We start from the raw sequence: 26,662 nt of genomic DNA on the forward strand, positions 1-26,662 counted from the left end.
GCGCTGAGATACCTGTACCGGAAGGGCGCACCGATGAACTCCGTGTCGGCCGGCAGTCCGGAACGGCATGGACGACGACCTGCCGACCGCCCTCGAGGAGGACCCGTGCCCGACCGACCCCGGATGAGCCTGACCAGCACCGTGCTCGGCACCCCGGACCCGCGGGGTCTCGCCCGGTTCTACGCCGAGCTGCTCGGCTGGCCGATCGAGACCGACGAGCCGGAGTGGGTGACGCTGCGCCCGGGCGGGCCGGGCCTGTCCTTCCAGCTGGAGCGCGACCACGTGCCGCCGACCTGGCCGCAGCGCCCCGGCGACCAGCAGATGCAGCTGCACCTGGACGTGCGGGTCGAGGACCTGGTCGCGGCGACCGCCTTCGCGCAGTCGCTGGGCGCCCAGGTGGCCGAGTTCCAGCCCCAGGACGACGTGCGGGTGCTGCTGGACCCGGCCGGCCACCCGTTCTGCCTCTTCGTGGCCGGCTGAGTCACTCGTCCGGCGGACCGGCCAGCTCCCTGGCGCGGATCACGGACAGGTCGCCCAGGCCGCGGAGGTCGCGTCCCTGTTGACCCACCTCGGTTCAGGGTTCAGACTCAGCACCGTGGACAACGCTGTAGCGCAGGTGCTCGGCCTGGTGGGGGAGCGCTGGGCCCTGCTCGTCGTCCGGGAGGTGTCCCTCGGCCTGCGGCGGTTCAACGAGCTCGAGGCCGCCACCCGCGCGCCGCGCGCCGTGCTGTCGGACCGGCTGCGCCGGCTGACCGACGCCGGGGTCCTGCGCACCCGTCCCTACGTCGTCCCGGGCAGCCGGGCGCGCTCCGAGTACGTGCTCACCGATGCCGGCTACGACCTGCTGCCGCTGCTGGCGGCGGTGTCGGACTGGGGCGAGCGGCACCTGGGCGCCGGCTCGCCGCCGGACGTCGTCTACCGGCACGGCGGCTGCGGCGGCCGGGTGACCGCCCGGCTGGTGTGCGACTGCGGCGAGGAGGCCGGCCCGCAGGACCGGCTCGTCGCCCAGGTCAACCGATGAGGACCGACCGAGGAGCTGCCATGTCCCTGACCGCCACCACCGACCGGACGTTCGTCGACGACGTGCTGATGAGCCCGACGCCGGTGCTCGTCGAGTTCACCGCCGACTGGTGCCCGCCGTGCAGGATGATCGCCCCGGTCCTCGAGCGGATCGCCCAGGAGCAGGCCGGGCGGCTCCGGGTCGTGTCGCTCGACGTCGACACCAACCCGGAGACCACCCGGGCCTACGGCGTGCTCGGCATGCCGACCATGTCGCTGTTCGTCGGCGGGCGGGTCGTCGCGCAGGTCACCGGGGCCCGTCCGCAGGTGCAGCTCATGAAGGAGTTCGAGCCGCACCTCCCCGCGCGGGTCTAGCCCGCAGCAGGCGCCGTCACCCCGAGGCGTTCCCGCAGGAACGTCGTCACCTGCCCCCGGGCCTCGTGCGTCGGGTGGCCCGGGGTGTCGGCGTCCTTGCTGGTGAGCACCATGTGCTCGTTCCGGCCGATGCCGGCGGCGTTGCCGGGCCGGGAGTTCAGCGCGATGGGCAGCCAGCCGTCGCCGAAGGCGGCGCGCAGCGAGCGGAACCGGTCGGTGGGCGAGGCGCTGTCCTCGCTGAAGCGCAGACCCATCAGGCACAGACCCTCGGTCTGCACCCGGGCGGAGATGGCGTCCCGCTCCCGGTCGGACATCCCCAGGTCGCGGCGCCGCCCGGCGGTGACCGGGATCGGCAGCGACGGCTGGCTGGCCACCGGCGCCAGGACGACGGGGTCGACCGCCGACGCGAGTGCGAAGCCGCCGCTGAAGCACATGCCGATCACCCCGACGCCGGGGCCGCCCACCCGGTCGTGCACGCGGCGCGCGACGGCCCGGACGTACTCGGCGACCGGCCGGTCGGCCCGCTTCGCGAAGGCGCGGAACTCCCGACTGATGCAGGCCGAGGCGAAGCTGCGCGCCGCGTAGCCGGGGTTCATCGGCCGGCCGGGGTCCCCGAACAGCGAGATGACGGTGACGGTGAACCCGGCCTCGACCAGGTGGTCGGCCAGTCCCATCACCTCGGGTGTCATGCCGGGGATCTCGGGCAGCAGCACGACGCCGGGCCCGGACCCGCGGGTGTAGAGGTCGTGGGTGATGCCAGCGTTGGTGAAGGACTCGGTGGCCCACCCGGCGACTGCGGACGATGACGGCTCTGTCATCGGCTGATCGTGGAGCATCCGGGCCGATCGGTCGAGTCCTCCGTCCGGATGTGTTCCTCGGTGTCGGTCCGGCGGCGATGACTTCCCCGCGCCAGCGGCGTCTGGAGTGCAGGGCCGCCGACCTGCGGCGGCTGCGATCCCGGAGGTCTGCCATGCGTCCGCTCGTCGTCACCCAGTTCCTCACCCTCGACGGGGTCGCCCAGGCCCCCGGGGGCCCGGAGGAGGACACCTCCGGCGGGTTCCGGTACGGCGGGTGGGTGGTGCCGCACTTCGACGACCCGATGGGGCGGCAGATCGACGAGTGGTTCGCCGGCGCCCAGGACTTCCTGCTCGGCCGCGGCACCTACGAGATCTTCGCCGCCTGGTGGCCGAAGGCGCCCACCGAGGACGACCCGATCGCCCGGGCGCTCAACACGCTGCCCAAGCACGTCGCCTCGCGCACCCTGCAGTCGGTGGACTGGGACGGCGCCCGGCTGATCGAGGGCGACGTCGTGGACGCCGTCCGGGCGCTGAAGGCGCAGGACGGCGGGGAGCTGCAGGTGCACGGCAGCCCGGGGCTGACCCAGACGCTGCTGGCCGCCGACCTGGTCGACGAGCTGCGGCTGATCGTCTTCCCGGTCACGCTCGGCACCGGCAAGCGGCTGTTCGGCGAGGGCACGATGCCCCGCGGCTGGCGGTTGACCTCCTCGACGGGCACCCCGACCGGCGCCCTGATCGCCACCTACCAGCGGGCCGGCGACGTCGACACCGGGACGATGACCCCCGAGCAGGTCTGAGGTCGCAGGCCCGGCCGCCGCACCGCCCGCCGCGGAGGGCGGCCGCCGGGCCCGTCGCTGAGGTCAGTCGGTCAGCGCGCGCAGGATCCGGGCCAGCTCGGCGCGGTCGGCGGCCGACAGCCGGGCGAACAGCTCGGCGGAGTCCGCGGCGCGCGCGTCGTCCACCTCGCGCTGCACCTGCCGGCCGGCCTCGGTGACGGTGAGCACCACGGCCCGCCGGTCGGTCGGGTCGGCCGCGCGCTCCACCAGGCCGCGCTCCTGCAGCCCGTCGGCGACCTCGGTCGCCGAACGGGGTGCGATCCGCAGCGCCTCGGCGAGCTCGGACAGCCGGACGCCGTCGCCGGAGCTGACCACCCGCAAGGCCCGCGCCTGGTGCGGCGACAGGTCCCAGGGGGTGAGGACCGCGCCGAACCGGCGGCGGAGCGTCCGGGCGGCCCGCATCAGCAGGTCGCCGAGGGCCGCCGTCCCGTCCTCCGTCATGCGGGAATGGTAGCGCTGATGGTGCGGTTACCACACCGTGAGGTAACCTCACCATCGATCCGGGAAGGGGTGGTCGCTTGGACGACGACACCGTGCAGGGCCGTGCAGGCGGGGGTCGCAGCGGCGGCCGGCCGGACCCGGCCGACAAGGCCCAGCTCGAGCGCTCGCCCGTCCGCTGGAGCCGCGTGGCCGGGCTGTTCCGCCCGTTCCGCTGGCAGCTGACCCTGGTGGTCGCGCTGATCGTGGCCTCCTCGGCCATCGCGCTCGCCACGCCGTTCCTCGTCCGGCTGGTCATCGACGAGGCACTCCCGCAGCAGGACGTGCGGCTGCTCGCCTGGGCCGTCGCCGGCATGGTCGCCGTCACCGCGGTGACCGCCGTCCTCGGCGTGCTGCAGACCTGGCTGTCCACGACCGTCGGCCAGCACGTCATGCACGGCCTGCGCACGTCGGTCTTCGCCCACCTGCAGCGCCAGTCGCTGGGTTTCTTCACCCGCACCAAGGGCGGCGAGGTGCAGTCGCGGCTGACCAACGACATCGGCGGCATGCAGTCGGTGGTCACCTCGACCGCCACCTCCTTCGCCTCCAACGCCACCACGGTCGTCGGCACGGCGTTGGCCATGGCCGCGCTGAGCTGGCGGCTGTCCCTGCTCTCCCTCGTCGTCCTGCCGCCGGCCATCTGGCTGACCCGCAAGGTGGCGCGGATGCGGCGCACCATCACCGCCCAGCGCCAGCGCCACCTCGCCGACCTGAACACCCAGGTCGAGGAGGGCCTCAGCGTCAGCGGCGTGCTGCTCGGCAAGACCCTCGGCGCGGGTCCCGCGCAGTCCCGGCGCTTCGCCGGGACGTCGGACGACCTGGTCGGGCTCGAGGTCCGCTCCCAGCTCGCCGGTCGCTGGCGGATGGCCACCATGAGCATCGTGTTCGCCGGCATCCCGGCGCTGATCTACCTGGCCGCCGGGCTGCCCGCGACGTCGGGCGGCATGACCATCGGCACGCTGGTCGCGTTCACCGCGCTGCAGGGCAACCTGTTCCGCCCGCTGATGGGCCTGCTGGACATCGGTGTCGCGCTGACCGCCTCGATGGCCCTGTTCAGCCGGGTGTTCGAGTACCTCGACCTGACCGTCGACATCGACGACCCTGCGCACCCCGTCCCGCTGACCGACGTCCGCGGCGAGGTCCGGTTCGACCACGTCGGCTTCCGCTACGACGACAGCTACGGAGCCGCGCTGGACGACGTCGACCTCGCCGTCCCCGCCGGCGCCACCCTCGCGCTGGTGGGCGAGACCGGCTCGGGCAAGAGCACGCTGGCCTCGCTCGTCGCCCGGCTCAACGACCCGACGACCGGCCGGGTGACGATCGACGGCGTCGACGTCCGGGACGTGGCGCTCGCCGACCTGGCCCGGGTGGTCGGCGTCGTCTCCCAGGAGACCTACCTGCTGCACGGCACCATCCGGGAGAACCTGCGGCACGCCGAGCCCGACGCCACCGACGCGGAGATGGTCGACGCGGCCCGCCGGGCCCAGGTGCACGACGTGATCGCCGCGCTGCCCGACGGCTACGACACCGTGGTGGGCGCCCGTGGGCACCGGTTCTCCGGCGGGGAGAAGCAGCGGCTGGCCATCGCCCGCACGCTGCTCCGCGACCCGCGCGTCCTGGTGCTCGACGAGGCCACCAGCGCGCTGGACAACACGACCGAGCGCGCGGTGCAGGCCGCGCTGGACGAGGCGAGCCGCGGCCGGACGACGATCACCATCGCCCACCGGCTCTCCACCGTCCGGGACGCCGACCTGATCGCCGTCCTGGCGCACGGCCGGGTCGTCGAGCAGGGCACCCACGACGAGCTGATCGCCCTCGGTGGGCGGTACGCCGAGCTGGCCGGGGCCGCCGAGCGCGAGGCCGTGCTCGCGGCCTGAGACGACGACGGCCGCCGTCCCGACCCGGGACGGCGGCCGTCGCGGTGGTCAGCCCTGGGCGACCTTGGAGACGTGCTCCCACTCGCGCCACTCGGCCAGCCGGGACTCGTAGTCGCGGGTGGCGATGCCCAGCGGGCCGTCCCCGAAGAAGACCCGCAGCGGCGGGTTCTCCGCGTCGACGACCGCCAGGACGGCGGCGCGGCTGGCCGTCGGGTCGCCCGGCGTGGCCACGCGGGCCTTGCGCTGCTCGGCGGCCTTCTCCCGGTAGGTGTCGTAGGCCGGGTTCGACTGCGCGTGCTTGGCGGAGGCGCCACCCCAGTCGGTGGAGAACCCGCCCGGCTCGATCAGCGTGACCTTGATGCCGAAGTCGGCGACCTCGGCGGCCAGCGACTGGCTGAACGCCTCGAGCGCCCACTTGGAGGCGTTGTAGATGCCGATGTTCGGGAACGCGGAGATCCCGCCGATGCTCGACACCTGCAGGAAGTGCCCCGAACCCTGCTCGCGCAGGTAGGGCAGCGCCGCCTGGGTGACGAACAGCGCGCCGAACACGTTGGTGTCGAACTGCGCCCGCGCCTCGGCCTCGGAGATCTCCTCGATCATCCCGAACTGGCCGTAGCCGGCGTTGTTGACGACGACGTCGAGCCGGCCGAAGTGCTCGTGGGCCTGCGCGACGGCCGCGAACACGGCGGCCCGGTCGTCGACGTCGAGCTTGATCGGCAGCACGCTGTCGCCGAACTGCTGCACCAGGTCGTCCAGGGACGACGTGTCGCGGGCGGTGGCGGCGACGCTGTCGCCGCGCTCGAGGGCCGCGATCGACCACTCCTTGCCGAAGCCGCGCGACGCGCCGGTGATGAACCAGGTCTTGGCCATGGGTGCTGTTCCTCTCGTAGAGCGTCCGGGGTCTCCCAGCGCACAGCACCGTGGTTGTGTTCCGCCCTGCTCGCCGAAGGCATGCCTTCGGCGAAACTCGGGACGGCGGGGCGTGACGCGCGCCGCAGTCGGTGCCGTCCCGGAATGGTGAGCCTGCGCAACCACCTTGTCCCTGGCATGGACTTGTTCTCCCCCGTCACCCTCGGCGACATCGAGCTCGCCAACCGCGTCGTCATGGCCCCGTTGACCCGCCTGCGGTCCGGTTCGGCCGGCGTCCCCGGTGACCTCGTCGTCGAGCACTACCGCCAGCGGGCCGGCCTCGGCCTGATCATCACCGAGGGCACCTACCCGAACGCCGAGTCGCGGGCCTACCCCGGCCAGCCCGGCATCGCCACCGACGAGCAGGCGGCCGGCTGGCGCCGGGTCGCTGACGCGGTGCACGCCGAGGGTGGCCGGATCGTCATGCAGGTGATGCACGGCGGCCGCGTCTCGCATCCCGACATCACCGGCACCGACCGGATCGTCGCGCCCTCGGCCATCGCCATCCAGGGCGAGGCGCACACCGCCACCGGCAAGGTGCCCTACCCGGTGCCGCACGCGCTGACCACCGAGGAGGTCCGCAGCACGCTGGCCGACATCGTGGCCGCGTCCACGCGCGCCGTCGAGGCGGGCCTGGACGGCGTCGAGGTGCACAGCGCCAACGGCTACCTGCTGCACGAGTTCCTGTCGCCGAACACCAACCAGCGCACCGATGAGTACGGCGGCACGCCGGAGAACCGGGCGCGCGCCGTTCTCGAGGTCGTCACCGCGATCGCCGCGGAGATCGGCGCCGGCAAGGTCAGCATCCGCATCTCCCCGATGCACCACGTCCAGGGGATGCACGAGGTCGACGAGGCCGACGTCCGCGCGACCTACGGCCACCTGCTCGACGCCCTCCGCCCGCTGGGCCTGGCCTACGCGTCGGTGCTGCACTCCGACCCGGCCGGGGAGCTCGTCCAGGAGCTGCGCCGCCGGTTCGACGGCCCGTGGATCGCCAACAGCGGCTTCGGCACGGTGACCACCCGCGAGGAGGCCGTTGCGCTGATCGACGCCGCGCACGCCGATGCGGTCGCCGTCGGCCGCCCGGTCATCGCCAACCCCGACCTGGTCGAGCGGTGGGCGGGTCAGCACCCGGAGAACGAGCCGGACGCCGCGACGTTCTACGCCGCTGGCGCCGAGGGCTACACCGACTACCCGGTGCTCGCCCAGAGCTGAGCAGTTCCGCACCCGAGGGGCCCGGCAGCCGTCCGCTGCCGGACCCCTCGAGGTCTGCGGTCAGCCGGCGAAGACCCCCGCCAGGTGCTCCCGCACCACGGCGTCGGTCACCACCCGGGTGCGGAGGCCGACGTGCCCGTCGGGCCGCACCAGGTACGCCGCCGTCCCGCTGTCCGGGACGCCGTAGGCGGCGGCGAAGCCGCCCTGCGCGTCCCGGACGACCGGCAGGTCGACCAGCGGCGGCACCGTGGCGTCCGGGGCTGCGACCAGGTAGGGGTGCACCTGGCCCTGGGTCGACTGCCGGACCGACGCGGCCAGCTTCTCCAGTGCCGCGAGGTCCTCCTCGCCGACCCCGGCACCGGCGTACAGCAGCAGGGTCGCGTGCGTCCCGCGGGTCAGGTCGAACAGCCGGAGGTCGTGCGCGACGCCGAAGCGGCGCAGCCCCAGGACGTCCGGCGCCCGGTACCCGGGCTGCGGACCACCGGCGAAGCCCTCCCGGTCGGTCACCTCCCCGACCAGCGGGCTCCCGGCGTAGTTCATCGTCATCTGCATCTCGAGCAGGAACTGCGCCTTCTCGTCCTCCATGTCCATCTCGTCGGTGAACGCGATGGCGACGGCGCGGTCGACGATCGCCTTGCCCGCCGGACGCCGCTCGGCGTCGTAGCTGTCGAGCAGACCCGGCGCGGCCAGCCCCCGGACGGCGAGCGCGAGCTTCCAGCCCAGGTTCCAGGCGTCCTGGATCCCGGTGTTCATGCCCTGCCCACCGGCCGGTGGGTGCAGGTGCGCGGCGTCCCCGGCGACGAAGACCCGGCCCTCCCGGTACCGGTCGACGATCCCGTGCTTGACCCGGAAGATCGACGACCAGCGCAGGTTGCTCGCGGTCGCGCCCGCCGGCCCCACGTCGTCGATCGCCGCCTGGATGTCGGCGAGCGTCGGCGGGGTGTACTCCTGCCAGAACCCGGGTGGCACCACGCCCGAGCCGATCGTCTTCTGCAGCGGCTCGGGGGCCAGCGTGGCGATCCGGTAGCGGTTGCGGCCCTTGAGCGGGACGCAGACCAGCATGCCGGTGAACGCACCGTCCTCCTCGATCCGCACCCAGCGGACCAGGTGACCCGGCGGCATGTCCCAGTCGACGTCGACGTCGCCCAGCATGAACAGCTGCGGGAACATCGACACCCCGCCCTCGAAGTCCAGCCCGAGCCCGGCCCGCACCACGCTGTGCGCACCGTCGCAGCCGACCAGGTACTGCGCCCGGGTGGTCTCGGTCTCCCCCGACGGGAGCCGCAGCTGCGCGGTGACCCCGTCGTCGTCCTGGCTGAAGCCGACCAGCTCCACCCCGCGCTCGACGGCGACGCCGTGCGCGAGCAGCCTCGCGGTGAGCAGCCGCTCGGTGTCGTACTGGGGGAGCCCCAGGTGGGCGTAGGGGAGCTCGTCGAGGCCGGCCCAGTCGACCTGGTGGGTCTGCTTGCCGTTGACGAACACCGTCTGCCCGTGCAGCCAGATCCCGGCGTCCATCGCCTCGGCGACGATGCCCTGGTCCTCCCAGATCTCCATCGTCCGGCAGTGGATGCCGATCGCCTTGTCCGCCTGGGTCGCCGCCTGCGCCCGCTTGTCGACGACGCGGACGGCGATGCCCCGGCGGGCGAGCTCCAGGGCGTGGGTCAGCCCGGCCGGGCCGGCACCGGCCACGAGCACCTCGACGTCCCCGCCGACGGTGCGCGGGGTGATCGGCCCCGGGACGGGTGCGGCGGCGTGCTGCGTGCCCGGCGCCTCGACGAACTCCTGCACGGGTGCACTGGGCACCGGCGCGGGCTCGACCGGCGCGGACACCCGCGGCGCCGGGGCCGGTGCCGCAGCCGCGACCGGTGCGGCCGCGACCGGCTGGGCCGGACCGGTGGACCCGGCGGCCGGCTCGGGGAGCGGCCAGCCGCCGCCACCGGCCTCCACCGGGCGGTAGCGGATCTCGAAGTGCCGGCGGTTGAACTCGACCGACAGCCAGCGGATCAGCGCTGCGCTCTGGTCGGCGTGCGAGGGGTCGTCGACCCAGGTGATGAAGTCCTGCTCGGACTCCCACTCGGCGAAGATGTGGTACCTCGGCGCGCCGATCTCCTTGAGCAGCTCCTCCCGGATCAGCCCGGGCGTGCCGCGCAGGGTGGCGGTCGTCCTGGCGTAGGCGGCCTCGAAGGCATCCTCCTCGCCCGGCTCGACCCGGGTGCTGATGTCGATCCGGACGTGCGGTCGCGTCGTCGGCTCCGCCGACCCGCCACCGGCCTCGGCCGGACGGTGCCGGATCTCGTAGTGCTGGCGGTTGAACTCCACCGACAGCCAGCGGATCAGCGCGGCGCTCTGGTCGGCGTGCGAGGGGTCGTCGACCCAGGTGATGAAGTCCTGCTCGGACTCCCACTCGGCGAAGATGTGGTACCTCGGCGCGCCGATCTCCTTGAGCAGCTCCTCCCGGATCAGCCCGGGGGTGCCGCGCAGGGTGGCGGTGGTCCTGGCGTAGGCGGCCTCGAAGGCCTCCTCCTGGCCCTCGTCGACCCGGGTGCTGATGTCGATCCGGACGTGCGGCGGCCGGTCGTCCTCGGCGGGCTGCCCGCCGTCGACGGTGTACAGCAGCTCGTAGGTGCTGCGTGACGCGTCCTCCCGCAGCTCGCGCAGCGCCTCGGTGAGCGTCTCCCGGGCACTGCTGCGGCCGAACGCGTCGACCGCGGCACGGTCGACCCAGTCGCTGGTGATCACGAAGGTCCGCGGGTCGTCGGCGTCGCGCACGAGCTCCTGCCGCAGGTTGCCGGGGACCTTGCTGATCTCCGCCGCCGCCCGCCGCCAGTTCTGCTCGAACTCCGCCTCGCACCCCTCCCGCGTGCGCATCCGCAACAGGGTGCGCACCACCGGGGCCTTCTCGGTCGCTGCCGTCATGCTGCCTGCTCCTCCTGGTGTCGGCGCAGCACCAGGCTGCTGTTGAAGCCCCCGAAGCCACGGGCGAGGACGACGACGGTCCCGACGTCCTGCACCCGGTTCTGCTGCACGAGGTCGACACCCGGCGCGTCGACCGGGTCGTCGAGGTGGGCGGTGCCGGGCACGATGCCGTCCCGGATGGCCAGCAGCGCGGTCGCCACGTTGAGCGCCGAGCCACCGGCCATCAGCCGCCCGGTCCAGGACGAGGGGGCCGTCACCGGTACCGGTGTGGCCCGCCCGCCGAAGACCCGCTGGAGCGCCTCGAGCTCCAGCGCGTCCAGCTCGGGCACCCCGGCCCCGTCGGCGAGGACCAGGTCGACCTCGTCCGGCGTCACCCCGGCGTCGGCCAGGGAGAGCCGGATCGCCCGGGCGTACTGGGTGGCGTCGGGTGCGGGGTCCTCGTGGTGGTGGGCGTCGTGCGTGGCGCCGTAGCCGGCGACCTCGCCCCAGACCTGCCGTGCGCCCCGGGCGCGGGCGGCGCCCGGCTCCTCCAGCAGCAGGATCGCGCCGCCCTCGCCGATCACGTGACCGTTGGCCCGGTGGTCGAACGGCTTGTAGGCGTCCTCGGGCCGGGTCGCCGTCGACAGCCGGCCGCTGGTCGCCTGGCACAGGAGCGCGTACGGCGTCACGCCGGCCTCGGTGCCGCCGACCAGGACGGCGGGCGTGCCGCGGCGCGCGACCCGGCGGGCCCAGCCGATGCTGTCCAGCCCGCCCGCGCCCTCGCTGACCACCACGCCGGAGGGGCCCTTGTAGCCGTCGCGGATGGAGAGCTGCCCGGTGCTGGCCGCGTAGAACCAGGCGATCGACTGGTAGGCGCCGACCGACTTGGGTCCCTTCGCCCACAGCCCCTGGATCTCGTGCTGGCTGAACTCGTTGCCGCCGGAGCCGGCCGCCAGGAACACCGAGGTCGCGTAGGCGTCCTCGGGCGCCTCGTAGCCCGCGTCCTGCGCGGCCAGCGTCGCGGCCGCCAGCGACGTCCAGGTCCAGCGGTCGGTCTGCACCATCAGCTGCGGCGCCACGAACGCCTTCGGGTCGAAGTCGCGGATCTGCCCGGCCAGCGTCACGCCGTACTGGTCGGTGTCGAAGCCCTCGATCGGCCGGATGGCCGGCTCCCCGCGGACGAGGGAGGACCAGTGCGCCTCGACGCCGACGCCGGTGGGGGCGACGACGCCGATCCCGGTCACCAGCAGCCCGGTCATGCGCTCCTCCTCGTCGGGGAGGCCAGCACGATCGCCGACTGGAAGCCGCCGAAGCCGCTGCCGACCGACAGTGCGACGTCCACCTTCTGCTCGCGGGCGGTGTTGGGCACGTAGTCCAGGTCGCACTCGGGGTCGGGCACCCCGTAGTTGGCCGTCGGCGGCACCACGCCGCGCTTGACCGCCAGCGCGGTGGCGGCGATCTCGATCGACCCGATCGCGCCGAGCGAGTGCCCGACCATCGACTTGATCGAGCTCATCGACACCTGCTGGGCGGTCGGGCCCAGGCTGCGCTTGACCGCGGCGGTCTCGTGGCGGTCGTTCTGCTTCGTGCCCGAGCCGTGGGCGTTGACGTAGCCGACCTCGTCGGGGTCGATCCGGCCCTGGTCCAACGCCAGCCCGATGGCCTCGGCCATCTCGATGCCGTCGGGCCGCAGACCGGTCATGTGGAAGGCGTTGCACCGGTTGGCGTAGCCGCTGACCTCGCAGTACACCTCCGCGCCGCGCTGCCGGGCGTGGTCGAGCTCCTCCAGCACCAGCACCGCGGCACCCTCGCCCATGACGAAGCCGTCCCGGCGGGCGTCGAAGGGCTTGGAGGCGTGCTCGGGGTCGGCGTTGTTGGCGGTCGTCGCCCGGATGGTGTCGAAGCAGGCCATCGAGATCGGGGAGATGGGGGCGTCGCTGGCCCCGGCGATCACCACGTCGGCGTCGCCGTCCTCGATCAGCTGGGCGCCGTAGCCGACCGCGTCGATGCCCGAGGTGCAGCCGGTGGAGACCACGGTGGCCGGCCCGTGGGCGCCGAAGCGCACCGCCAGCTCGGTGGCCCCGCAGCTGGGCACCAGCGCCTGGTGCAGGAACCGAGTGGCGTACCGCGGGTCGACCAGCCAGTGCTTCCCCGCGTCGCTGACCGCGACGTACTCGTTCTCCAGCCGCATGGTCGCCCCGACCGCGCTGCCCAGGGTCACCCCGACCCGGTCCGGGTCCGGGGCGTCGTCCGCGCCGCCGGCCCCGAAGGTCAGCCCGCTGTCCGCGACGGCCTCGTCGGCGGCCACCATCGCCATCTGCACGAACCGGTCGTTGCGGTGCACCTCGTGGGCGGTCAGGCCCAGCTTGCGCCCGTCGAAGTCGACCTCGGCCGCCACCTGCGAGCGGAAGCGGCTCGGGTCGAAGAAGGTGATCCGCCGGGTCGCCGTCCGGCCGGCGGTGATCATCTCCCAGAAGCCCTCGCGGCCCATCGAGCCGGGGGCGACCACGCCGATGCCGGTGATGACGACCCGGCGTCCCGAGGGGGTGGGGGTGCTCACCGGACGCCCATCGAGCCAGGCGAGGGCTCGGTGTCGACGTGGCCGAGCTCGGGCCGGGGGGCCAGCGGCCCGGCGAGGAAGACGAAGAACGCCGTCTCCGCGCCGTCGTTGACGATGCGGTGTCGCACCCCGATCGGGATGTGCACGGCCGACTCGCCGCCCAGCCGGCGCTCCTCGCCGTCCAGGGTCACCAGCACGTCGCCGGAGACGCAGTAGAGGAACTCCTCCGAGTACGGGTGCCAGTGCTCGGTGACGACCTCCCCCGGCTCGAGGGTGAGCGTGCCCATGAACCCGGCGGTGGCGCCCACGCTGGTCGGCGAGAGCAGCACTCGGATGTCACCGCCGCGACGGCGGTTGGGGACCGCGTCGGCCCGGGACACGGTGGGCCCGCAGCGCACCTTCGCCGTGGGGTGCTGGATCGTCGTCATCTCTCTCCTCCGGTGGGGGCCGGGCCCGTCAGCGCGGGTTCCGGGAGTGCGGTGGGGGTGAGCGCACCGGGCGCGGTGGCCAGGTGCAGCGGGAGGTCCGGGTGGACCTGGCGGATCAGCGGGCCGAGGGTGGGCACGGGGCCCACCTCCACGACCCAGGTGGCACCGGCCCCGACCAGCGCGCGCGAGGTCGCCTCCCACTGCACCGGCGAGGTCAGGTGCGCCCGCAGGCACCGGGCCAGGTGGTCCGGGTCGCGGGTCGGCCGGCCGTCGGCGTTGGGCACCACCGGGACGTCCGGGACGGACCAGTCCAGGTCGGCGAGGGGTGCGGCGAGGTGGTCGGCGACGGACTGCATCAGCGGGCCGTGGCAGGCGGCCCGCCCGGGGAGCCGGACCATGTCCAGCCCGGCTGCGGTGACGGCCGTGCGCGCCTGCTCCAGCTCCTCCCGGCTGCCGGAGAGCACCACCTGCGCCGGGCCGTCGAGGGAGGCCACGCTCAGCCCGCCGGCCGCCAGCTCGGTGACCACCGCGCGGGCGACCTCCGCGGCTCCGGGGCCGACGACGGCGGCCATGCCCGCACACGAGGGGCGCGGCGCGTGCGCCAGCGCCTCCGCGCGCCAGTCGACGAACGCCACCACCTGGTCCAGCGGCAGGGCGCCGGCGGCGACCAGCGCCGCGTACTCCCCGACGCCGTGCCCCGCGACGACGACCGGCCGCAGACCGGCGGCGACCAGGCTGCGGTACCCCGCGACCCCGGTCACGACCGCCGTCAGGTGCGCAGCCACCGGGTCGCAGAGGTTGAGCGGGTCACCCCACCACGGGACGACGTCCCGGCCCAGCACGTCCGAGGCCTCGGCCACGACGTCCCGGGCGGCCTCGTCGCCGAGCCAGGCGTCGAGGGCGCCGGGGCGGGCGCTGCCCTCACCCGGGAGGACGACCGCGGCCCCCGGGGCGAGGTCGGTCACGTCGTCGGCTCCGCGTGCCTGGCGGCGGCCTCCACCTTGTCCCGGATGACGGCCATCTGGACCTTGCTGTTCGCGTCGATGCGCTCGGTCATGCCGGCCGTGTCGATCGGCGCCTCGGGCCGCATCCGGAAGTCCTGCTGCCACCGCATCCGGGTGCCGGTGCCCTCCGGCGCGTAGTTCCACCGGATGTCCATGAACTCGAAGGGGCCGGGCTCGACCCGCTTCGCCACGACCTCGTGGGCGGCCTCGTCCAGGGTGCGCTCGGAGATCCAGCTCCACACCCGGCCGGACTCGTCGGGGTGCATCTTGAGCCGGAACCGGAACGTCGAGCCGTGCTGGGCGAGCATCTCCACCTCGGCGTACTCGGTGAAGAGGTCCGGCCAGGTCGTCAGGTCGTTGGTCATCCGCCAGACGTGGTCGATGTCCGCGTCGATGAAGATCGAGTTGTCGGTGTGGCCGACGGTCCGGCTGTCGTTCTCGAGGGTGCTCATCTGGGTCCTCCGGCTGGCTGCCTGGGTCAGGGGGTCGGGCACGGCCCCGTCCGGGGGCTCGCGCCGAGCGTGCGGGGCGTGACGGGGACGGGGTCCTCCCTCAGGCCATCTGCGACTGCGCCGAGGAGACGGTCGCGACGATCTCGCCCAGCGTGTAGCGGTCGGGGTCGTCGTCGGGCATCTCGGTGCCGAACCGGTCGTGCAGCTCGGTCTGCATGGACAGGAAGGCCAGCGAGTCCAGCCCGATGTCGGCGAAGTGGGCGTCGGGGTCGGTGGTGCGCGACTCCGGGGGGAGCCCGGCCTTCTCGGAGAGCAGGTCCATCAGGTCGTCGAGGGTGAACGAGGTGTCGGGCATGGCGGTGTTCCTCTCAGGGGTGGGTGGACGGGACGGCCCCGGCCGGTCGCTGCCGGACGGTGCCGGGACGAGCTGCAGCGACCCGTGGGCGGCGGGCATGGGCGCCGTCGGGGTCGCCGCGAGGGCAGCTGCGGAGACCAGGAGCTCGGGCAGGCTGCGGTCGAGGAACTCGATGTCGTGCCGGTCGGCGCGCACGTCGGGGTGGCGGAGCATCGCCCGTTGCAGGGCGATGGTGGTGTGCAGCGCCGGCCCCTCGACCCGCAGCTCGGCCAGTGCCCGGTCCATCCGCCGGACCGCCTGGTCGCGGTCGGGGGCCCAGACGACGAGCTTGCCCAGCAGCGAGTCGTAGTGCGGGCTCACGTCGTCGCCCTGCCGGTAGCCGGTGTCGAACCGGGTCCACGGCCCGCCGGGGACCTGCAGGACGTCGAGGTGGCCGGGGGCGGGGGCGAAGCCGCGGGCCGGGTCCTCGGCGTTGATCCGGCACTCGATCGCGGCGCCGCGGGTCACCACGTCCTCCTGCTGCAGCTGCAGCCGCCGGCCACCGGCGACCAGCAGCTGCTCCCGGACGAGGTCGACGCCGGTGAGGGCCTCGGTGACCGGGTGCTCGACCTGGATGCGGGCGTTCATCTCCATGAAGTACGCGCCGGCGCCGTCGACCAGGAACTCCATGGTCCCGGCGCCGGTGAACCCCACCGACAGCGCACCGCGCACCGCGAGGGCGCCGAGGTCGGCGCGCTGCTCGGGGGAGAGGTGGGCCGCGGGCCCCTCCTCCAGCAGCTTCTGGTGGCGGCGCTGCAGCGAGCAGTCGCGCTCACCGAGGTGGATCCCCGCGCCGTGCCCGTCGCAGAGCACCTGCACCTCCACGTGCCGGGCGCGGCTCAGGTAGCGCTCCACGTAGACGGTCGGGTCGCGGAACACCGCGCGGGCGACCGCGCGGGTGGTGGCGAAGGCCTCGGCGAACTCCCCCGGCGCCGACACGACCGTCATCCCGCGCCCGCCGCCGCCGGCCGCCGCCTTGATGATCACCGGGTAGCCGATCTCGTCGGCGATCGCCAGCCCCTCCTCCGCCGTCCGGACCGGCTCGACCACCCCGGGCAGCAGCGGCAGGCCGGCGTCGGCCATCAGCCGGCGGGCGGTGGCCTTGTTGCCCATCTGCTGCATGACCTCCGGCGGCGGACCGACGAAGGTGAGCCCCTCGATGTCGCAGATCTCGGCGAAGTCGGGGTCCTCGGACAGGAACCCGTAGCCCGGGTGGACGGCGTCCGCGCCGGTGCGCAGCGCGGCCTCGATCAGGTTGGGCACGTGCAGGTAGCTGCGCCGGGGGGCGGGCGGGCCGATGTGCACCGCCTCGTCGGCCATCGCCACCACCGCGGAGTCCCGGTCGGAGGTGGAGTAGGTGGCGACCACCTCGATGCCCAGCTCCCGGCAGGCGCGGGCGATCCGGACGGCGATCTCGCCGCGGTTGGCGATGAGCAGCCGGCTGATCACTGCGCGGCCACCGTCGGGCGCAGGTACATGAGGACCTGCCCGTACTCCACCGACTCGGCGTCCCCGGCGAGGACCTCGGTGACGACCCCCGCCTCGTCGGCCACGATCGGGTTCATCAGCTTCATCGCCTCGACGATCCCGAGCGTCTGGCCGGGCTCGACGGTGTCGCCGACCCGGACGAACGGGTCGGCGTCCGGGGACGGGGCGACGTAGAAGGTCCCGACCAGGGGCGCCGGGACGGCGACGACGTCGTCCGGGACGGCCGGCCCGGCGGCGTCGGCCGGGACGTCCCGGCCGGCCGGTGCGCTGCGCAGCGCGCCCCCGCCCTCGCCGGCGGGGCGGTCCTCGGCCGCCCACTCGACCTCGATCGCGGTGTCGCCGCTGCGCACGGTGAGCCGGCGCAGGTCGCCGGGCAGGCTGCGGGCCAGCTCGACCACCTCGTTGCTCAGCGACCGGGTGGTGTCGTCCGGCGGCAGCGGGGCGCCGCTCAGCGTCGGCCGGGGGGTGAACTCCGTCGGGTGCACGGTCAGCACCCCGCCGGGACGACGGGCTGCAGCGTGCGCATGCGGCGGCCGGCGTTCCCGTCCATGCCGGACAACCGGCGGGAGCGTTCGGCCAGCAGGGTGGCCACGTCGGCCCGGGACAGCTCGTCCAGTTCGCGGAGGAGCGCCGCGCGGAGCAGGTCCGCTGCCGCGACCGGGTCGGTGTGCGCGCCGCCCGGTGGTTCGGGGACGACGGAGGTTGCGATGCCCGACCGGAACAGGTGGGTGGCGCCCAGCTGCATGGCCCGCGCCGCGGCGGGGGCCGCCGTCGCCGTCCGCCACAGGATGGCCGCGCACCCCTCGGGGCTGATCACCGACAGGTAGGCGTTCTCCAGGACCAGCAGCCGGTCCGAGGTGCACAGCGCCAGCGCGCCACCGCTGCCGCCCTCGCCGGTGACCACGGCGACGACGGGGACCCGCAGCCGGCTGCTGCGCATGATGATCTCGGCGATCGCGTGGGACTGCCCGCGCTCCTCCGCCTCCGGTCCCGGGTGCGCCCCGGGGGTGTCGACGAGGGTGACGACCGGCAGCCGGTGGGCCTCGGCGTGCCCCAGCAGGCGCAGCGCCTTGCGGTAGCCCTCGGGGTGCGGCATCCCGAAGTTGTGGGCGACCCGCTCGCGGACCGAGTGCCCCTTCTCGTGGCCGATCACCACGACCGGACGGCCCCCGATGGAGGCGACCCCGCCCACCACGGCGGGGTCGTCGCCGAAGGCCCGGTCGCCGTGCAGCTCGACGAAGTCGTCGAAGGCGGTGTGCAGGTAGTCCAGCGTGGTCGGCCGGTCCGCGACCCGCGCCCGCTGGACGACCTCCCAGGGATCGCTCTCCGCCGGCGGGGGCTCGGGCCCTTCGGCCCACGCAGGCTCCGGCTCGCCGGCCGGTTCGTCCTCGGCCGGGACGCCGGCGCGGTCGCGGCCGTGCAGCGTGAGCAGCCGGATGAGCACCGGCCGCAGGTCCGCCCGGCTCTCGACCCGGTCCACCAGGCCGTGGGCGAGCAGGAACTCCGAGGTCTGGAAGTCGCGGGGGAGCTCGGCGCGGATCGTCTCCTGGACCACGCGCGGGCCGGCGAAGCCCACGTGCGCGCCGCGTTCCCCGATGAGCACCGACGCGAGAGTCGCGAAGGAGGCGGAGACGCCGCCGTAGGTGGGGTCGGTGAGCACGCAGACCGAGAGCAGCCCGGCCTCGTGCAGCCGTCCGAAGGCCTCGCTGGCGCGGGCCATCTGGAACAGCGAGAAGACGCCCTCCTGCATCCGGGCGCCGCCGCTGGCGCAGACGACCACCAGCGGCCGGCTCCGCTCCAGCGCCAGCGCGGCGGCCTCGCTCACCCGCCGGCCCACCTCGACGCCCATGCTGCCGCCCAGGAAGCCGAAGTCCATGACGGCGAGCACCAGGGGTGTCCCGCCGATCCGCGCCTCGCCCACCAGGACCGCCTCGGACTCCCCGGAGCGGTGCGCGGCGTCGCGGAGCCGCTCGGGGTAGGGGCGCAGGTCGGTGAAGGCCAGCGGGTCGGAGTCCCCGCGGGGGACCTCGGTCTCGGTGAAGCTCCCGGCGTCGACGAGCATGTCGATCCGGGCCCGGGCGCTGAGCCGCAGGTGGTGCTCGCACTCCGGGCAGACGTGCAGGTTGCGCTCCAGCCGCTTGTGGTAGAGCAGCCAGCCGCAGGCCGGGCAGGAGGTCCAGCCGGCGTGAACCGGTGCGGCGGGCACGCCGGGTGTCGTCAACGAGGAACGGGTCATGACTGCCTCTCAACCGCGTACCGCCGCCCTCACTCGGGCGACGAGGTCCAGTGGTAGAAGCGACGGGCCATCGCGTCCTGCGGTGAGCGCCAGTTCGGGTCGTAGGGCTCGATGTAGGGCTTGAGCTCGTCGCTCACCGACCGGAAGGCCGGCAACGACTGCGCGATCTGCATCGACTCCGACGGCGGCCGGTCGAAGCCGATCAGGTGCACGTAGAGGCCGTGGAACTGGAAGAGCGACCGGTGCCGCACCCCGATGTCGTGGGGCATGGACGTCGCGTCCGAGCGGCCGAAGACGGCGGCCACCTCGTCCGCGTCGCGGGGGTCCATCTTCGCGATGATCATCGTCTCGTGCACGGGTGCTCCTGCGGCGGTGGGCGGGAAGAACCGGATCGACACGGCAGACGCTAGGGCGGCTCCGGTGCTCCGGGCATCGGCCGCAGGGGCCGTTCTGGAGGGCCACCGGAGGTGGCGGGGCGGGGGTGGGCCCTCCGCCTCAGGGAGCGCGACCGCACCCCGGACCGAGCCCGTGTCCCCCGCCGTCTGGCCGTCGGCTCTGCCACCCGGGGCGGGTTCTCCCGACTCTCCGTGGGGTCGGACCCCCTACCCGGGTATGAACCGTCGGTCCGTCCCCGGGCAACGCGCGGTCGACTGTGGCGCTGACCTGGGGGTGTCCCCTAGCTTCCCGGTGACACCGACGTAGGTGGGCTCGGCAACGGGTGCCGTCCGGAGCGGAGTTGACACGCATGAGCGGCGACCCGTTGTTCGGTACGGCCGGTGATGCCACGGGGGGTGGTCGTGTGCTTTCCGAGAGTGGTGACGGGGTGGTGACACCGCCCGCGGGGGTGCCGGTCCAGGTGCTCATCTGCGATGACCACGAGGTGCTCCGGCACGGTCTGCGCACGGTGCTGCTCCGCGCGCCGGACCTCACCGTCGTCGCCGAGGCGGCCGGCGCTGCCGAAGCCCTCGCCCTCGCCACGAGCGCGCGGCCGGACGTGACCGTGATCGGTCTCGGGGCGCACGGACCGGTCGTCCAGGAGCTCGTCCGGGCGTTGACCGCGATGGGCATCCGGGTCGTGCTGCTCGGCGAGCCCGGCGCCGGCAGCGACCTCATCGACGCGCTCCAGGCAGGGGCGAGCGGGTACGTGCACACCACCGTGACCCCGCAGCGCCTCATCGACGGCGTGCGGGCCGTGGCGCAGGGCGAGACGGTGCTCGACGCGGCCGCGACGGGGGAGCTGCTGCACCGTCTCGACGACGCGCCCCGGTCGGGCGACGGCGGGCCGGCCCTGCACAGCGGGCCGTTGACCGCGCGCCAGCAGACCGTCTCCCGGCTGGTCGCCGAGGGCCTGACCAACGCGGAGATCGCCGACCGGCTCAACGTCAGCCGGGCGACGGTCAAGGGCCACATCACCGTCGCCCTGCGTCGCCTGGGGCTCCGCGACCGGACGCAGCTGGCGATCCACTTCCACCGGTCGACCAGGCCCGACGGTCGCGGACCAGGCTCGTCGAGGGGCTGAGCGGCTCCGGAGCGGAACGACACGCCGCGTGCCTGTTCCACTGTGCATCTGCTGTGTCCGGGGTCGACGAAGGCGAGGACGCGGGACCAGTTGTTCGCTACGGTCTGTGCACCGTTGAGACGGACGAGTGTCGGATCCACCCTCCGGTGGGGGGTGGCGTCGCCGCTCGCAGGACAGGGGGAGTCCTCATGACCACGGACCACGGAGGGTCTCGGACGAGCCACGGCAGGCTGACCCTGCGCGCCCCCACGGACGAGGGGAGGAGTCGCTCTCTCCTGCGGGACGTGGCGCGCGCCCCTGGGCTGCGGGACACCGAGCTCCCCCTCCGGCCGCGCACGACCCGGCCACCGCGGACCCTGGTGCGGGTGCTGCTGTGCGAGGACCAGGAGGTCTTCCGGCTCGGCCTGCGGGTGGTCCTCGAGGCGCAGCCGGACATCGCCGTCGTCGCCGAGACCAGCCAGCTCCAGGAGGCGGTCGAGGTCACCGACGGCCCCGGCACGCAGGTGGTCGTCGTGCGGCAGGGCCTCCTGGGCGGTTCCAGCCTGCCGCTGCTGCGGGACCTCTGCCAGCGCGGAGCCGGGGTGCTGGTGCTCGCCGAGATGGGTGACCGGCCCGACTCCGGCATGATGGAGGTGCTCCAGGCCGGGGTCCGGGGCTTCCTGCCGCGCCGGGCTGCGGCGTGCCGGCTCGTGGAGGCCGTCCGCGCGCTCGCCCGCAAGGAGACCGCGCTCGACTCCGCGGTGGCCAGCCAGCTCGTGCGCTACCTGACCGGGGACGCCGCCCAGGCCGACTGCGGGGGGCGGGCGCTCGACCGGCTCACCGAGCGGCAGCGCGACGTGGCCGCGCTGGTGGCCGAGGGGCTCAGCAACGAGGAGATCGCCAGCCGGCTGTTCCTGAGCCCGGCGACGGTCAAGAGCCACCTCACCGCGGTGATGCGCCGCCTGGACGTCCGCACCCGCACCCAGCTGGCGATCCTGCTCAACCGCGACCACTCGCCCGCCGCCTGACGGAGGAGTCGCCTCGCCACCTGGAGGCTCCCGCCGGGGGCCGTCAGGTGACGTCGCGGCGGGTGAGGAGCAGGCCGGTCAGCGCGGTGAAGACGACGAGGAACCCGGCCAGCACCCATGCCGCCTGGCCGCCGTCGACGATGGCCGCGACCCCCGGGGTGCGCAGCTCCGCGTGGTCCCCGGCCAGCGCGGCCACCAGCGACCCGGCGTTGACCCCGGGCAGCGCCGCCTGCGCCGCGTCGAAGACACCGAGCAGGGGCGCGGCGACGTTGACGATGAGGTTCTCCACGGCCAGCACCCACACCAGCCCCAGCCCGATCGGCAGCGCGGTGCTCCGCAGCGCCGTTCCCAGCAGCATGCCCAGCACGCCCCAGGTGGTGGCGATGAGCAGCCCGCCGCCGAAGCCGCGGACCAGCTGGGCGGCGCTGGGCCAGTCGACGGTCGCAGAGGCGCCGGTGGCGATCGCCCAGCTCACCAGGGCGGTGAACAGGAAGCTCAGCAGCACGGTCCCGGCCAGCACCACGATCAGCGCCAGCAGCTGGCCGGCGAGCAGCGTCAGCCGGCGGGGACCCTGACCCAGCAGCGTCTTGAGCGTTCCCCAGCCGTACTCGCTGCCGGCCAGCAGGGCGCCGAGGGTCAGCAGCAGGGCCCCACCGAACAGCGGCAGCCCGGAGAGCGTGTTCTCCACCAGCCGGTCGGGCAGCGTGCTCGCCAGCAGCGCCTCCGGCGGACTGCCCTCGTAGGACGCGCCGCGCCGGTAGCTGACGTAGGGGATGAGCGTGCTGAACACCAGCTGCAGCGCGGGCCACAACCCGAGCAGCACCCAGGTGGCCGGGCGCCGCAGCAGCTTGAGCAGCTCTGCCGAGACGATCGCCCCGAGCGACCCCACGGTCCGGGTCCGGGCCGAGGGGGCACCGCGCTCCGGCGTCCTGGTGTCCGTCGCTGTGCTCATCGGACGGCGCTCTCGGGCAGCTGCCGCCGGGACCGCCCGGGAGGCGCATCGGTCGGGGGTGCGGCACCGAGCTCGGACCCGGTCATCTGCAGGAAGACCTCCTCCAGGGTCTGCACCTCCTGGCGCAGCCCGGTCACGTCGACGTCGGCCATGACCAGCGCGCGGTTGACCCGCGCGGTGTCCTCCGGCCCGGCCTGGACGACCAGGACGCCGTCCTCCACCGACACCCGGTCGGCGCCCAGCAGCCCGGCGGTGACCGCGGCGGCCTCCTCCAGCGGCTCGGCCTCCACCACCAGGCGGCGCAGCCCGAGCAGCTCGCCGACGCTGCTCTCGACGACCAGGCGCCCGGCGGAGATCACCGCCACCCGGTCGCAGACCTGCTCGACCTCGCCGAGGAGATGGCTGGACAGCACGACCGTGCAGCCGTCGGCGGACAGCCGGCGCAGCAGGGCGCGCATGTCGGTGATGCCGGCCGGGTCCAGCCCGTTGGTGGGCTCGTCGAGGATGACCAGCTCGGGGTCCTTGAGCAGCGCCGCGGCGACCCCGAGCCGCTGCTTCATGCCCAGCGAGTAGGTGCTGTACCGGTCGCCGGCGCGATCGGTGAGGGCCACGGTGCCCAGCACCAGGTCGACCCGGCTGGACGGGGCCCCGGCGTACCGGGCGAGGACGCGGAGGTTGTCCCGGCCGGAGAGGTAGGGGTAGAAGCCGGGGCCCTCGATGAGCGCGCCGACCCGGACCGCCGACGAGCCCGCCGGCCGGTCCAGCACCGTCGCGCTGCCGCTGGTCGGCCGGATCAACCCCAGCAGGGCCCGCAGGGTCGTGGTCTTGCCGGCACCGTTCGGGCCGAGGAAGCCGTAGACCTCCCCGCGACGCACGGTGAGGGACAGGTCGTCCACGACGGTGCGGGCGCCGTAGCGCTTGGTGAGCCCGTCCAGCACGACGACCTCGTCGCCGGCCCTGCCCCCGACGCTCTCCTGCACAGGCTGCATGGCCGGACTGTGCTCCCGCCCGCAGAGCCCTGTCGACCGCTGCGCCGGGCGTGGCGCGACGTTTCCCCCCGGAGGACGGGGGTGTCCGGCCCGCGGTGCACCTGGGTGCTCCGACCTGGGACACGACCCGGGCACGACCCAGGTCGCACCTCCCCCGCCCCGCAGGTCGCGTTTGCCACCTCAGGTGGGCTCAGGAGTCGACTCCTGTCGTCTGGGCTCGGTCGGTCGCGTCCTCGAAGGTGGTCCTCGCCAATCGGCCAGGTCCGGAGTCCTCTCCGCACCGGCTCGTCGACCAGAGCGGCTCGATACGGGAGGGCTGTCATGCGCAACACCAGCAAGGTCGGGAAGGTACGAGGTCCATGGGGGGCCCGCAGTCGAGCGGTCGTGGTGGCCGCGGGGTTGATGCTCGCCGCCCTGCCCGCGAGTGCTGCGGTGGCCGGCGGGCACGGGCACGGGGGCTCCACCCTGGTGGTGCACCGGGGTGAGTCCATCCAGGCGGCGGTGAACGCGGCCCGGTCCGGGGACACCATCAGGATCGAGGCGGGCAACTACCGGGAGGCCGTCTGCGTCGACCACAAGGGCCTGACCATCGTCGGGGCCGGCGCCGGCGCGACGACGATCAGCTGGCCGAGGTGGAACAACGTCGCGGACCTGCCGACCGCCACGCCCACCCCCTGCTGGGAGGCCCAGGAGGCCGCGGACGCCGAGGACGACCCGAGCACGTTGAACGACGACGTCTCCGGCCTGTTCTTCCTCTACCCCGACGCTCCGGTCACCGTCAGCGGCCTGACCACCAAGAACCACCCGGCGAGCGGGATCGCCACCTGGGGCGCCAACGGGTACGCCGTCCACGACACCGCCGGCATCGGGCACGAGCGGTACGGCGTGATGGCCGCGGCGTCGAAGAACATCTCGATGTCGAACAACCACGAGAAGGGCGTCACGCGGGCTGCTCCGGTCTACGCGGGCACCGCCGGGGTCGGCCTCCAGGACTCCGACGCCGCGGCGGCGGACATCCTGGGCAACTACGTCGAGGGTTACAACCTGGGCGTCTTCGTCCGCGAGTCGCGTGGCGGCGAGATCGCCGGGAACACCGTCACCGGGAACTGCGTGGGGATCCTGTTCTTCGACGACTCCGCCACGGAGGTGCCGAACACCAACGGCCACGTCCACGGCGGCGACTTCACGATCCACGACAACACGTCGGTGGCCAACAACCGGTACTGCATCGCCGGTCGTGACGGCAGCCAGCGCGTCTCCGGGGTCGGGGTGTCCATCACGAACGCCGACCACGTGAAGGTCGTCAACAACACCATCACGGGCAACCACCCGGTCGTCCCGGCCGGTGAGGCCCCCATCAACTACCCGCCGGCCGGTCTGAACCTGATCAGCTTCGCGCCCCCGCCCGGGACCAGCCCGCCCGGTGCCGAGGACCCGGGTCTGGTCGAGCACATCAAGGTGATCGGCAACCACTTCGCCGACAACCAGCCGGTCGACATCTGGCTGACCCGTCCCATCCCGGGCACCCTGCTCCTGGAGCCCGGCCCGGGGATCGTGTTCCGGGACAACCAGTGCACGACGAGTGACCCGGCAGGGCTCTGCGGCTGACCGCACGCTCCGCTGAACGCCGAGGCCCCTTCCCGTCCGGGAAGGGGCCTCGGTGCGTCCGCCGGCTGTGACGAGGGCTGCAGTCGGGAAGGGAACCGGGGGCGGGCACGCTGGCCGAGGTCGACCGACGCAACGGAACAGGACGGACCCGCACCGCATGAGCAGCACCCGACGTCGCGCGCACCACCAGGTCACCTTCGCGGTGCTGACGACGGGGGTGATCGCGTTCGCGCTCCTGCAGTCGCTGGTGACCCCGGTCCTGCCGACCCTCGAGGCGGCGCTGGGCACCGACCAGTCCGACGTCACCTGGGTGCTGACCGCCTACCTGCTCTCGGCCTCGATCTCCACGCCCGTCCTCGGCCGGCTCGGGGACATGCGGGGCAAGAAGCGGATGTTCGTCCTCGCGCTGGCCGCGCTGGCGCTCGGCTGCCTGCTCGCCGCGCTGGCCACCAACCTGACCGTGATGATCATCGCCCGGGTGGTCCAGGGCATCGGCGGCGGCGTGCTCCCGCTGGCGTTCGGCATCATCCGCGACGAGTTCCCGCGCGAGAAGGTCGCCGGTGCGGTCGGCGCCATCTCCGCGCTGATCGCCGTCGGCGCCGGGGTGGGCCTGGTCGTGGCCGGCCCGATCGTCAACGCGCTGAGCTACCACTGGCTGTTCTGGCTGCCGCTGGTGGTGCTGGTGATCGCCGCGCTGGCCGCCCAGTTCCTGGTCCCCGAGTCCCCGGTGCGCACGGCCGGCTCGATCAACTGGCCCGCCGCCCTGCTGCTGTCGGCCTGGCTGGTGGCGCTGCTGCTCGCGGTGAGCCAGGCGCCGTCCTGGGGTTGGGGCTCGGCGTCGGTGCTCGGCCTGCTCGCCGCGGCCGTCGTCCTCGCCGTCCTGTGGGTCGTCGTGGAGTCCCGCTCCGCCCAGCCGCTGATCGACATGCGGATGATGCGGATCCGCGCCGTCTGGGCGACCAACCTGGTCGCGCTGCTGTTCGGCGTCGCGATGTACGCGGCCTTCGCCTTCCTGCCGCAGTTCCTGCAGACGCCGTCCGCGGCGGGGTACGGGTTCGGCTCGACGGTGACCGCGTCCGGGCTGCTGCTGCTCCCGCAGACGATCGCCTCCTTCGTCCTCGGCCTGGTGTCGGGCGCGCTGGCGCAGCGGATCGGCTCCAAGCTCGTGCTGGTGATCGGCACGCTGGTGTCCGCTGCGGGCTACCTGGTCTTCGCGCTGGCACACGACTCGCAGGGCGAGGTGCTCATCGGCTCCACCGTGATGGGCGCCGGCTTCGGGCTGGCGTTCGCCGCCATGTCGAACCTGATCGTGGCCGCCGTGCAGCCCTCGCAGACCGGCGTGGCCAGCGGGATGAACGCCAACATCCGCACCATCGGCGGGTCGATCGGTGCCGCCGTCATGGCATCGGTGGTCACCGCGGACGCCGGCCCCAGCGGGCTGCCCGCGGAGTCCGGGTACACCAACGGCTTCTTCATGCTCACCGGCGCGCTGGTGCTGGCCGCGCTGGCGGCGCTGCTCATCCCGGCCGTGCGCCGGGACCCGCAGACGCACGTCGAGCCGGACGTCGAGCTGCGCCACCCCGAGGCCGCGCTGGTCGCGGGCGCGACCCTGGTCGGCGACGAGTCCGAGTGACACGCTCGGGGG

Annotated in this window: 25 protein-coding genes; 10 read left to right on the forward strand and 15 right to left on the reverse strand. The window is 73.9% G+C overall.

Annotation, left to right across the window (positions count from 1 at the left end; genetic code table 11):
• Nucleotides 1-105: 105 nt before the first annotated feature.
• The 3 genes from FHL80_RS07290 (at nt 106) to FHL80_RS07300 (ending at nt 1,374) form a co-directional block, all read left to right on the forward strand.
• Nucleotides 106-480, forward strand: coding sequence for a VOC family protein (locus FHL80_RS07290; RefSeq protein WP_216870511.1), 375 nt, complete (start codon nt 106-108; stop codon nt 478-480).
• 115 nt (nt 481-595) lie between these two features.
• Entirely contained in the window at nt 596-1,021 is a 426-nt protein-coding gene (locus FHL80_RS07295; RefSeq protein WP_216870512.1) for a winged helix-turn-helix transcriptional regulator, read from the forward strand.
• A gap of 20 nt (nt 1,022-1,041) precedes the next feature.
• Nucleotides 1,042-1,374, forward strand: a complete 333-nt coding sequence (locus tag FHL80_RS07300) for a thioredoxin family protein (RefSeq protein ID WP_216870513.1) — start codon at nt 1,042-1,044, stop codon at nt 1,372-1,374.
• Here the strand turns inward: FHL80_RS07300 and FHL80_RS07305 are convergent.
• Nucleotides 1,371-2,192 carry a dienelactone hydrolase family protein gene (locus FHL80_RS07305; RefSeq protein ID WP_138732788.1) on the reverse strand — a complete coding sequence of 274 codons (822 nt, stop codon included), beginning with the start codon at nt 2,190-2,192 and terminating at the stop codon, nt 1,371-1,373. The two genes, FHL80_RS07300 and FHL80_RS07305, sit on opposite strands and share 4 nt — an antisense overlap.
• A gap of 152 nt (nt 2,193-2,344) precedes the next feature.
• On the opposite strand from FHL80_RS07305, the gene FHL80_RS07310 reads away from it, so the two are divergent.
• Nucleotides 2,345-2,968 (forward strand): dihydrofolate reductase family protein, encoded by a 624-nt coding sequence (locus FHL80_RS07310; protein ID WP_138732789.1) that lies wholly within the window; start codon nt 2,345-2,347, stop codon nt 2,966-2,968.
• Between the two features lie 63 nt (nt 2,969-3,031).
• Here the strand turns inward: FHL80_RS07310 and FHL80_RS07315 are convergent, their stop codons facing one another.
• On the reverse strand, nt 3,032-3,448 hold the full coding sequence (locus FHL80_RS07315; protein WP_138732790.1) for a MarR family winged helix-turn-helix transcriptional regulator: 417 nt from the start codon (nt 3,446-3,448) through the stop codon (nt 3,032-3,034).
• Nucleotides 3,449-3,525: 77 nt separating this feature from the next.
• Here FHL80_RS07315 and FHL80_RS07320 point away from each other — a divergent pair, with 77 nt between their 5' ends.
• The gene (locus FHL80_RS07320; protein ID WP_138732791.1) at nt 3,526-5,361 is read left to right on the forward strand and encodes an ABC transporter ATP-binding protein; all 1,836 of its coding nucleotides are present in this window, start codon (nt 3,526-3,528) and stop codon (nt 5,359-5,361) included.
• Between the two features lie 48 nt (nt 5,362-5,409).
• Here the strand turns inward: FHL80_RS07320 and FHL80_RS07325 are convergent, their stop codons facing one another.
• On the reverse strand, nt 5,410-6,231 hold the full coding sequence (locus tag FHL80_RS07325) for an SDR family oxidoreductase (RefSeq protein WP_138732792.1): 822 nt from the start codon (nt 6,229-6,231) through the stop codon (nt 5,410-5,412).
• A 177-nt stretch (nt 6,232-6,408) separates the two neighbouring features.
• Between FHL80_RS07325 and FHL80_RS07330 the strand changes: the two genes are divergently transcribed.
• Entirely contained in the window at nt 6,409-7,485 is a 1,077-nt protein-coding gene (locus FHL80_RS07330) for an alkene reductase (protein ID WP_138732793.1), read from the forward strand.
• A 60-nt stretch (nt 7,486-7,545) separates the two neighbouring features.
• Here FHL80_RS07330 and FHL80_RS07335 read toward each other — a convergent pair whose 3' ends face one another.
• The 10 genes from FHL80_RS07335 to FHL80_RS07380 form a co-directional block, all read right to left on the reverse strand.
• Nucleotides 7,546-10,401: an FAD-dependent monooxygenase gene (locus tag FHL80_RS07335; protein WP_138732794.1), complete on the reverse strand. Its 2,856-nt coding sequence runs from the start codon at nt 10,399-10,401 to the stop codon at nt 7,546-7,548.
• Complete coding sequence (locus FHL80_RS07340; RefSeq protein WP_138732795.1) at nt 10,398-11,639, reverse strand: beta-ketoacyl synthase N-terminal-like domain-containing protein; 1,242 nt, start codon at nt 11,637-11,639, stop codon at nt 10,398-10,400. Before FHL80_RS07340 ends, FHL80_RS07335 begins: the two co-directional genes overlap by 4 nt.
• Entirely contained in the window at nt 11,636-12,940 is a 1,305-nt protein-coding gene (locus tag FHL80_RS07345) for a beta-ketoacyl-[acyl-carrier-protein] synthase family protein (protein WP_138732796.1), read from the reverse strand. Before FHL80_RS07345 ends, FHL80_RS07340 begins: the two co-directional genes overlap by 4 nt.
• On the reverse strand, nt 12,937-13,368 hold the full coding sequence (locus tag FHL80_RS07350) for a cupin domain-containing protein (protein WP_138732797.1): 432 nt from the start codon (nt 13,366-13,368) through the stop codon (nt 12,937-12,939). Before FHL80_RS07350 ends, FHL80_RS07345 begins: the two co-directional genes overlap by 4 nt.
• Nucleotides 13,365-14,333 (reverse strand): ACP S-malonyltransferase, encoded by a 969-nt coding sequence (locus FHL80_RS07355; RefSeq protein ID WP_138732798.1) that lies wholly within the window; start codon nt 14,331-14,333, stop codon nt 13,365-13,367. Before FHL80_RS07355 ends, FHL80_RS07350 begins: the two co-directional genes overlap by 4 nt.
• The gene (locus FHL80_RS07360; RefSeq protein WP_138732799.1) at nt 14,330-14,824 is read right to left on the reverse strand and encodes an SRPBCC family protein; all 495 of its coding nucleotides are present in this window, start codon (nt 14,822-14,824) and stop codon (nt 14,330-14,332) included. Before FHL80_RS07360 ends, FHL80_RS07355 begins: the two co-directional genes overlap by 4 nt.
• Nucleotides 14,825-14,924: 100 nt before the next feature.
• On the reverse strand, nt 14,925-16,667 hold the full coding sequence (locus FHL80_RS07365; RefSeq protein WP_138732800.1) for an acetyl-CoA carboxylase biotin carboxylase subunit: 1,743 nt from the start codon (nt 16,665-16,667) through the stop codon (nt 14,925-14,927).
• Nucleotides 16,664-17,191, reverse strand: coding sequence for an acetyl-CoA carboxylase biotin carboxyl carrier protein (locus FHL80_RS07370; protein ID WP_246078519.1), 528 nt, complete (start codon nt 17,189-17,191; stop codon nt 16,664-16,666). The genes FHL80_RS07365 and FHL80_RS07370 overlap by 4 nt, the downstream gene beginning before the upstream one ends.
• A 2-nt stretch (nt 17,192-17,193) precedes the next feature.
• Nucleotides 17,194-18,942 (reverse strand): acetyl-CoA carboxylase carboxyl transferase subunit alpha, encoded by a 1,749-nt coding sequence (gene accA, locus FHL80_RS07375; RefSeq protein WP_138732801.1) that lies wholly within the window; start codon nt 18,940-18,942, stop codon nt 17,194-17,196.
• Nucleotides 18,943-18,971: 29 nt separating this feature from the next.
• Nucleotides 18,972-19,298 (reverse strand): TcmI family type II polyketide cyclase, encoded by a 327-nt coding sequence (locus FHL80_RS07380; protein WP_026847962.1) that lies wholly within the window; start codon nt 19,296-19,298, stop codon nt 18,972-18,974.
• A 467-nt stretch (nt 19,299-19,765) separates the two neighbouring features.
• On the opposite strand from FHL80_RS07380, the gene FHL80_RS07385 reads away from it, so the two are divergent.
• Nucleotides 19,766-20,461: a LuxR C-terminal-related transcriptional regulator gene (locus tag FHL80_RS07385; protein ID WP_246078520.1), complete on the forward strand. Its 696-nt coding sequence runs from the start codon at nt 19,766-19,768 to the stop codon at nt 20,459-20,461.
• A 284-nt stretch (nt 20,462-20,745) separates the two neighbouring features.
• Nucleotides 20,746-21,468, forward strand: coding sequence for a response regulator transcription factor (locus tag FHL80_RS07390; protein ID WP_246078521.1), 723 nt, complete (start codon nt 20,746-20,748; stop codon nt 21,466-21,468).
• A 43-nt stretch (nt 21,469-21,511) separates the two neighbouring features.
• Here the strand turns inward: FHL80_RS07390 and FHL80_RS07395 are convergent, their stop codons facing one another.
• Both FHL80_RS07395 and FHL80_RS07400 read right to left on the reverse strand, forming a co-directional pair.
• The gene (locus tag FHL80_RS07395) at nt 21,512-22,420 is read right to left on the reverse strand and encodes an ABC transporter permease (protein ID WP_246078522.1); all 909 of its coding nucleotides are present in this window, start codon (nt 22,418-22,420) and stop codon (nt 21,512-21,514) included.
• Complete coding sequence (locus FHL80_RS07400; protein ID WP_246078523.1) at nt 22,417-23,409, reverse strand: ABC transporter ATP-binding protein; 993 nt, start codon at nt 23,407-23,409, stop codon at nt 22,417-22,419. Before FHL80_RS07400 ends, FHL80_RS07395 begins: the two co-directional genes overlap by 4 nt.
• A gap of 321 nt (nt 23,410-23,730) precedes the next feature.
• Between FHL80_RS07400 and FHL80_RS07405 the strand changes: the two genes are divergently transcribed.
• Nucleotides 23,731-25,017: a right-handed parallel beta-helix repeat-containing protein gene (locus FHL80_RS07405; protein ID WP_138732804.1), complete on the forward strand. Its 1,287-nt coding sequence runs from the start codon at nt 23,731-23,733 to the stop codon at nt 25,015-25,017.
• A 157-nt stretch (nt 25,018-25,174) separates the two neighbouring features.
• Nucleotides 25,175-26,650 carry an MFS transporter gene (locus FHL80_RS07410; RefSeq protein ID WP_138732805.1) on the forward strand — a complete coding sequence of 492 codons (1,476 nt, stop codon included), beginning with the start codon at nt 25,175-25,177 and terminating at the stop codon, nt 26,648-26,650.
• Nucleotides 26,651-26,662: the final 12 nt, after the last annotated feature.

Source organism: Modestobacter excelsi (genome assembly GCF_005930495.1).
Taxonomy (GTDB): Bacteria; Actinomycetota; Actinomycetes; order Mycobacteriales; family Geodermatophilaceae; genus Modestobacter; species Modestobacter excelsi.

Bases quoted from the DNA above. Each gene is read 5' to 3' on its own strand.
- FHL80_RS07300 (WP_216870513.1), top strand. From the start codon at position 1,042: ATGTCCCTGACCGCCACCACCGACCGGACGTTCGTCGACGACGTGCTG.
- FHL80_RS07305 (WP_138732788.1), bottom strand. From the start codon at position 2,192: ATGACAGAGCCGTCATCGTCCGCAGTCGCCGGGTGGGCCACCGAGTCC.
- FHL80_RS07310 (WP_138732789.1), top strand. From the start codon at position 2,345: ATGCGTCCGCTCGTCGTCACCCAGTTCCTCACCCTCGACGGGGTCGCC.
- FHL80_RS07315 (WP_138732790.1), bottom strand. From the start codon at position 3,448: ATGACGGAGGACGGGACGGCGGCCCTCGGCGACCTGCTGATGCGGGCC.
- FHL80_RS07325 (WP_138732792.1), bottom strand. From the start codon at position 6,231: ATGGCCAAGACCTGGTTCATCACCGGCGCGTCGCGCGGCTTCGGCAAG.
- FHL80_RS07330 (WP_138732793.1), top strand. From the start codon at position 6,409: ATGGACTTGTTCTCCCCCGTCACCCTCGGCGACATCGAGCTCGCCAAC.
- FHL80_RS07335 (WP_138732794.1), bottom strand. From the start codon at position 10,401: ATGACGGCAGCGACCGAGAAGGCCCCGGTGGTGCGCACCCTGTTGCGG.
- FHL80_RS07340 (WP_138732795.1), bottom strand. From the start codon at position 11,639: ATGACCGGGCTGCTGGTGACCGGGATCGGCGTCGTCGCCCCCACCGGC.
- FHL80_RS07350 (WP_138732797.1), bottom strand. From the start codon at position 13,368: ATGACGACGATCCAGCACCCCACGGCGAAGGTGCGCTGCGGGCCCACC.
- FHL80_RS07360 (WP_138732799.1), bottom strand. From the start codon at position 14,824: ATGAGCACCCTCGAGAACGACAGCCGGACCGTCGGCCACACCGACAAC.
- accA (WP_138732801.1), bottom strand. From the start codon at position 18,942: ATGACCCGTTCCTCGTTGACGACACCCGGCGTGCCCGCCGCACCGGTT.
- FHL80_RS07395 (WP_246078522.1), bottom strand. From the start codon at position 22,420: ATGAGCACAGCGACGGACACCAGGACGCCGGAGCGCGGTGCCCCCTCG.
- FHL80_RS07400 (WP_246078523.1), bottom strand. From the start codon at position 23,409: ATGCAGCCTGTGCAGGAGAGCGTCGGGGGCAGGGCCGGCGACGAGGTC.
- FHL80_RS07405 (WP_138732804.1), top strand. From the start codon at position 23,731: ATGCGCAACACCAGCAAGGTCGGGAAGGTACGAGGTCCATGGGGGGCC.
- FHL80_RS07410 (WP_138732805.1), top strand. From the start codon at position 25,175: ATGAGCAGCACCCGACGTCGCGCGCACCACCAGGTCACCTTCGCGGTG.